5 protein-coding genes and 1 pseudogene are annotated in these 5,198 nt (G+C 69.5%); 3 read left to right on the forward strand and 3 right to left on the reverse strand.

Annotated features, from left to right (window positions below; all coding sequences use genetic code 11):
- Nucleotides 1-261 precede the first annotated feature (261 nt).
- Nucleotides 262-390: pseudogene (locus U9980_RS28695) on the forward strand (ABC transporter permease); the annotation flags it as partial.
- A gap of 24 nt (nt 391-414) precedes the next feature.
- Here the strand turns inward: U9980_RS28695 and U9980_RS21610 are convergent.
- From U9980_RS21610 to U9980_RS21620, 3 genes are all read right to left on the reverse strand, one after another.
- Nucleotides 415-927: an NUDIX hydrolase gene (locus tag U9980_RS21610; RefSeq protein WP_322769595.1), complete on the reverse strand. Its 513-nt coding sequence runs from the start codon at nt 925-927 to the stop codon at nt 415-417.
- A gap of 139 nt (nt 928-1,066) precedes the next feature.
- Entirely contained in the window at nt 1,067-1,966 is a 900-nt protein-coding gene (locus U9980_RS21615; protein WP_322755111.1) for an enoyl-CoA hydratase-related protein, read from the reverse strand.
- Nucleotides 1,967-1,970: 4 nt separating this feature from the next.
- Nucleotides 1,971-2,852, reverse strand: a complete 882-nt coding sequence (locus U9980_RS21620) for an enoyl-CoA hydratase/isomerase family protein (protein WP_322769596.1) — start codon at nt 2,850-2,852, stop codon at nt 1,971-1,973.
- A 113-nt stretch (nt 2,853-2,965) separates the two neighbouring features.
- Here U9980_RS21620 and U9980_RS21625 point away from each other — a divergent pair, with 113 nt between their 5' ends.
- Complete coding sequence (locus U9980_RS21625; RefSeq protein ID WP_322769597.1) at nt 2,966-4,147, forward strand: CaiB/BaiF CoA-transferase family protein; 1,182 nt, start codon at nt 2,966-2,968, stop codon at nt 4,145-4,147.
- A gap of 173 nt (nt 4,148-4,320) precedes the next feature.
- Nucleotides 4,321-5,198, forward strand: an 878-nt coding sequence (locus tag U9980_RS21630; protein WP_322769598.1) for a PAS domain-containing protein, incomplete at its 3' end; no start/stop codon positions are given.

A 5,198-nucleotide genomic window follows, 5' to 3' on the forward strand; every position in this document is an offset into this window, starting at 1 on the left:
TAAAGGTCCCGGCGCCGCCTACCTACCCGCCCGCCTGCGCGAGCCGACCGAGCCGGTCCGGCGTCCGCATCCGTAGTCGTGGCGGCCGTAGTCGTGTAGTCGTAGCGGCCGTAGTCGTGGCCGCGGCGAAACCTCAGTCGATCCCGGTCCCCGGCCCGTCCCCCGTCCCTGGCTCAGCCGCCTCTCAAGGATGTGATTCTGGTGCTGGTGGAGCAGCATGAGATCCACATCATTCGGCTCTGAGGTGAGGATTACCGGTGGGGCGGGGTGGCGCTGCTCGTCGGTGGCGTGGGCGTGGGCGTGGGCACCACGATGGTCATCTCCGTGCTGGACCGGCGCGCGAAGATCGGCCTACGCCGTGCGCTGGACGCCACCCACGGGCACCTACGACCGCACCTGTCCGCAGTGACAGCCTCAGGCGAAGGCGGACAACGCGCGCCGGGCGTAGTCCGCCACGGGCAGGGTCGCCAGCAGGTCCGACGACACCCAGCGGACGTCATCGGTGGAGCCCGCGACCTCCGGGCGGGGTTCGCCGTCGAACAGCGAGACACGATAGATCATCCGGATCGTGTGCACCCGTACCCGGCTGGGCAGCACCGAGACGTCGGACAGGACGGCGCGCAGCGCGGCGGCCCGCACCGTCAGGCCGGTCTCCTCGACGAACTCACGGGCCAGGCCGTCCTCGGGGTCCTCACCGAAGCCGAGCCCGCCGCCGGGCAGGAACCACTGGCCGGCCAGGTGCGTGCTCGGCGCGGCCCGCACCAGCAGAACGCGTCCGTCGCCGTCCCGGCAGAGGCCATAGGCGGCGATCCGCTGCCGCCCGCCGGTCTCAGCCGGATGACCGTCGGCATCGGCATGGCCGGCGGCGTCGGCATGGGCATCGGCATGGGCATCGGCATGGGCGTCGGCGCCCGGCAACACCGTCACCGAGAACCGCAGGGGCAGTGACGACGACACGGGGGATACAAACGGTCATGAGCCTGCACGCCTTCGACAGTATTTCCTCCGGGAGGACCCCTGAGGACCACCGCAACATCGGCGGTGTGGTGTGCGCCATGCGGGTCCGTCACGGCTCCGGTTCGGCGTCCTCCTTGGCCACAGGAGGACCATCGAAGGGCGGGGTCGTCCACCACGGATAGAAGGTGGGCAGGTCACGGTTGGTGCGCAGGGTGAAGGCGGGCGGCCGCTTCTCCCGGAACGCCGCCACTCCCTCACCGACGTCGGCCAGCTGGCCGAGCGCGAGCAGAGCTTGGGACTCCAGCCGGTTCGCCTCGACGGGATGGTCCGCGTCGAGGAGCTTCCACATCAGCTGTCGGGTGAGCGCCACCGACACCGCCGAGGTGTTTCGAGCGATCTCAATGGCGATCTCCCGCGCCCGGGGCAGCACGTCAGCCGCGGGCACGAGCTGGTGGACGAGACCGGCGTCCAACGCCTCGGCGGCGGGGAAGATCCGCCCGGTAACGGCCCATTCGACCGCCCGTGAGATCCCGACGATCCGCGGCAGGAAGAAACTCGCACACGACTCCGGGACGATGCCCCGCCGGGTGAAGGGCAGCCCGAAGCGGGCGTCGTCCGCGGCGATACGCACATCCATCGGGAGGATCATGGTGATGCCGATCCCGACCGCGGTCCCGTTCACCGCGGCGATCACCGGTTTGGGTAGGTCGTAGATCAGCAGGGACAACTCCCCACCGACATCCCTGGTCCCGCCACGCAGTGGCTTGAATTTCGTCGACGAGGCGTCGTACCCGTCACCGCTGGACAGGTCGGTGCCGGCCGAGAAGAAGCGCCCGCTGCTTCCGGTGACCACGACCGCCCGCACGTCATCGTCCGCGCCGACCCGGGTGAAAGCGTCGATCAGTTCGTCGAGGACCCGGTAGGTGACGGTGTTGCGCTGCTCGGGACGGTTGAGGGTGATGGTCGCGACGTTCTCCTCGACCGCGTACAGGATCTGCTGGTAGTCCACCGCATCACTCTCCAGTGAAGGTCGGCGTTCGCTTGTCCACGAACGCGCGCATGGCCTCTGCCGAGTCGGCCGTCATGGAGGCCAGGATCTGGGTCCGGTTCTCCAGCTCGATTGCCGAGTCGAACCCCGCCTCAAGGTTGGCCCACATGATTTTCTTGGTCATCGCCACGGCGAAGGGGCTGTTGGCGCAGATGGCCCCGGCGGTGTCCAGCGCGCGGTCGAGCAGGTCCGCGTCGTCGACCACCTGGGAAACAAGACCGATACGATCGGCCTCGGCCGCGTCCACGGGGCGGCCGGTCAGCATGATCTCGAAGGCACGCGACGAACCGACACAGCGGGGCAGATGGTAACTGATACCACACTCCCCCGCGGACAATCCGATCTTGACAGCGGCGACGTGGAAGCGGGCCGACGCGGCGGCCAGCCGCACGTCCGCGGCGAGCGCCAGGGCCATCCCGGCACCGGCCGCGGCGCCGTTGACCGCGGCGACCACCGGCTGGGGAATCGTGCGGATCGCCCGTACCATCGCGGCGAAGCGCTCCTGCCCACGCAGCCGCTCGGCCGGCCCCCGAGATCGCGCCATTTTGCTCTGGACGTGGCCGGCGAGGTCCAGCCCGGCGCAGAAGGCGCGGCCGGCCCCGGTGAGTACGATCACTCTCGCCCGCTCGTCCGCCCCGAGCTGCGTGAACGTGTCGGACAGCCGTCCGACCATGTCGAAGGTGAGGGCGTTGAGCCGCTCAGGCCGGGCCAGGGTGACCTGGGCGATCGACGGGCGTGGCCAACTCACGACGACCGGCCTGTCGGCGCCGTCCGGTCCGACGCCACCCGGTTCACGGCCACCCGGCTCGACATCACCCGGCTCGACATCACCCGGTCCGCTGGTCATTGCGCCTCCTGTGTCCCCGTCGTCGGTGTCGTTGTGGGACCGGCGATACCATATATCTCTATCATTCAGATTAGTCATCCATAAAACAGGGCCATCGTAACGAGGAGACACCCATGACCGGTCCGCTTGCAGGCGTGCGGGTGCTGGAGATGGCCGGTCTGGGCCCGGCTCCGTTCGGGGCGATGCTGCTCGCCGACATGGGCGCGGACGTCGTCCGAGTGGATCGACTCAGACGAGCCACCGCCGGCGGCGACTACGAGAAGAGCCGGCAGGCCGCCGATCCCCGCAGATATGCCATGGACCGCGGCCGGCGGTCGGTTGCCCTCGACCTGAAGAACCCCGCCGGGATCGAGACGCTGCTCACGCTGCTCGCGACCGCGGACGTGCTGGTCGAGGGGTTCCGGCCCGGCGTCATGGAACGACTGGGCCTCGGGCCCGAGGTCTGCCTGGCCCGCAACCCCCGGCTGGTCTACGCCCGGATGACCGGCTGGGGACAGGACGGCCCACTCGCCCACACCGCCGGCCATGACATCACCTATATCGCGCTCGCCGGTGCCCTGAACAACTTCCGGCGGCACGGGGAGCGACCGGTACCGCCGCTCAGCCTTGTCGGCGACTTCGGCGGCGGTGGGATGCTGCTCGCCTTCGGCGTGGTCTGCGCTCTGCTGGAGGCACGCGCCTCCGGGCACGGGCAGGTCGTGGACGCGGCCATGGTGGACGGCACCGCGCTGCTCACCACACTTTTTCACGGCCTGCTTGCGCAGGGACGCTGGCGCGACGAACCCGGCACGAACTTCGCCGACACCGGCGCCCCCTACTACGAGGTGTACGAAACCGCCGATGGCAGGTATGTCGCGGTCGGCGCGCTGGAAGGCCCGTTCTACAACGAGCTGATCAACCTTCTGGGCCTGTCCGCGGACGAACTGCCCTCGCGGGACGACCCGACGCACTGGCCGGCACTCAAGGAGCGCTTCGCCGCGGTGTTCCGCACCCGGACCCGCGACGAGTGGGCCGACCTGCTGCTGGCCACCGACTCCTGTGTCGCACCGGTGCTGTCGTTCACCGAGGCTCCGCGACATCCGCACCTCGCGGAGCGTGGCACCTTCATCGAGCGCGACGGTGTGGTGCAGCCCGCGCCGGCACCGCGCTTCAGCCGTACGCCGGCGGAACTCGGCGCCGTGCCGCCACTGCCCGGCGAGCAGACCTCCGAGGTGCTCACCGGCTGGGGTTTCACACCGGAGGAGGTGGCGAAGCTGGTCGATGCCGGGGTCGTCGGCGGGACCGCTGCGGGCTGACCGGGTCAGGCGGCCGCCCGCCGGAACCCACGATCCGGCGGTCGAACACATCCGCGACCGTGATGAGAAGCACTGGGGATGTGGTAGCAAGCTGTAACATTCTGGCAAGATACTGGCCTGTTCCGTTCCCTTTGCTGATGCGCATCCGAGGTCTCGTGGTTGACTGTCGAGCCGTGTCGACACCGCCGTCCGATCCTGGGCGGACCAGCCACGACCTTCCACGCGACCACCTGGTCCCCGTGCGCAGGTCAGGCGACCGCGCGACCCCAGACTGCACAGCCGGCGACCGCACAGCCAACGGCTCCGGCCGGTCAGCCACCTGTGACGCGCGATCGTCCACGGACGCCGACGCTCTCGATCACCTACTGCTCGCGCTGGACGCCGCGCAGGTCGGCATCTGGGAGTGGGATATCGTCGACGGAACGCTGCGGTGGGACCGGCGCGCCGCCGAGCTGCACGGCATCGACCTGGGCTCCTTTGGCGGGACGCTGGAGGAGTTCCTAGCCCTCGTCCACCCCGGCGACGTGGCAAACCTGCAGGCCCGGATGGCCATGGCACTGGCGACCGGTGGCTTCATCCTCGAGGAGTACCGGGTGATACGCCCGGACGGCACCTTCGTCTGGCTTCAGGGGCGCGGTCGGGCCATCACCGACGCGGCCGGTCAGGTTACCCGACTCACCGGGGTATGCGTCGACACGACCGGGCTTCGGGCCGACCGCGAGCAGGTCGGACGCGCCCTGCGGCATGTCAGTGACGCCGTCGCCGTTCACGACAACGACGGCAGGTTCGTCTTCGTCAACGCGGTCATGAGCCGGCTTCTCGGCCGCAGTGCCGCCGAACTGGTGGGCAGGCACCTAGCGGACGTGGTGCCCGAAACGGTCGGCTCCCCGTTCGAAAAGCTGTTCCGGCAGGCGCTGCGGACGCAGATCCCGGCCGAGTCCGAGGGTTATTTCGCGCCCCTCGGGGGTTGTTTCGAAATCCGACTGTTCCCGGCTCCGGACGGCGTCACCGTGTACTTCCGCAACGTTGACGAGCGCCGACGCGCCGAGGC

This window comes from Protofrankia sp. Cr1 (assembly GCF_963555865.1).
Taxonomy (GTDB): Bacteria; Actinomycetota; Actinomycetes; order Frankiales; family Frankiaceae; genus Protofrankia.

Excerpts from the sequence above, each read along its gene's own strand:
- U9980_RS21620 (WP_322769596.1), bottom strand. The coding sequence starts at position 2,852 with ATGACCAGCGGACCGGGTGATGTCGAGCCGGGTGATGTCGAGCCGGGT.
- U9980_RS21625 (WP_322769597.1), top strand. The coding sequence starts at position 2,966 with ATGACCGGTCCGCTTGCAGGCGTGCGGGTGCTGGAGATGGCCGGTCTG.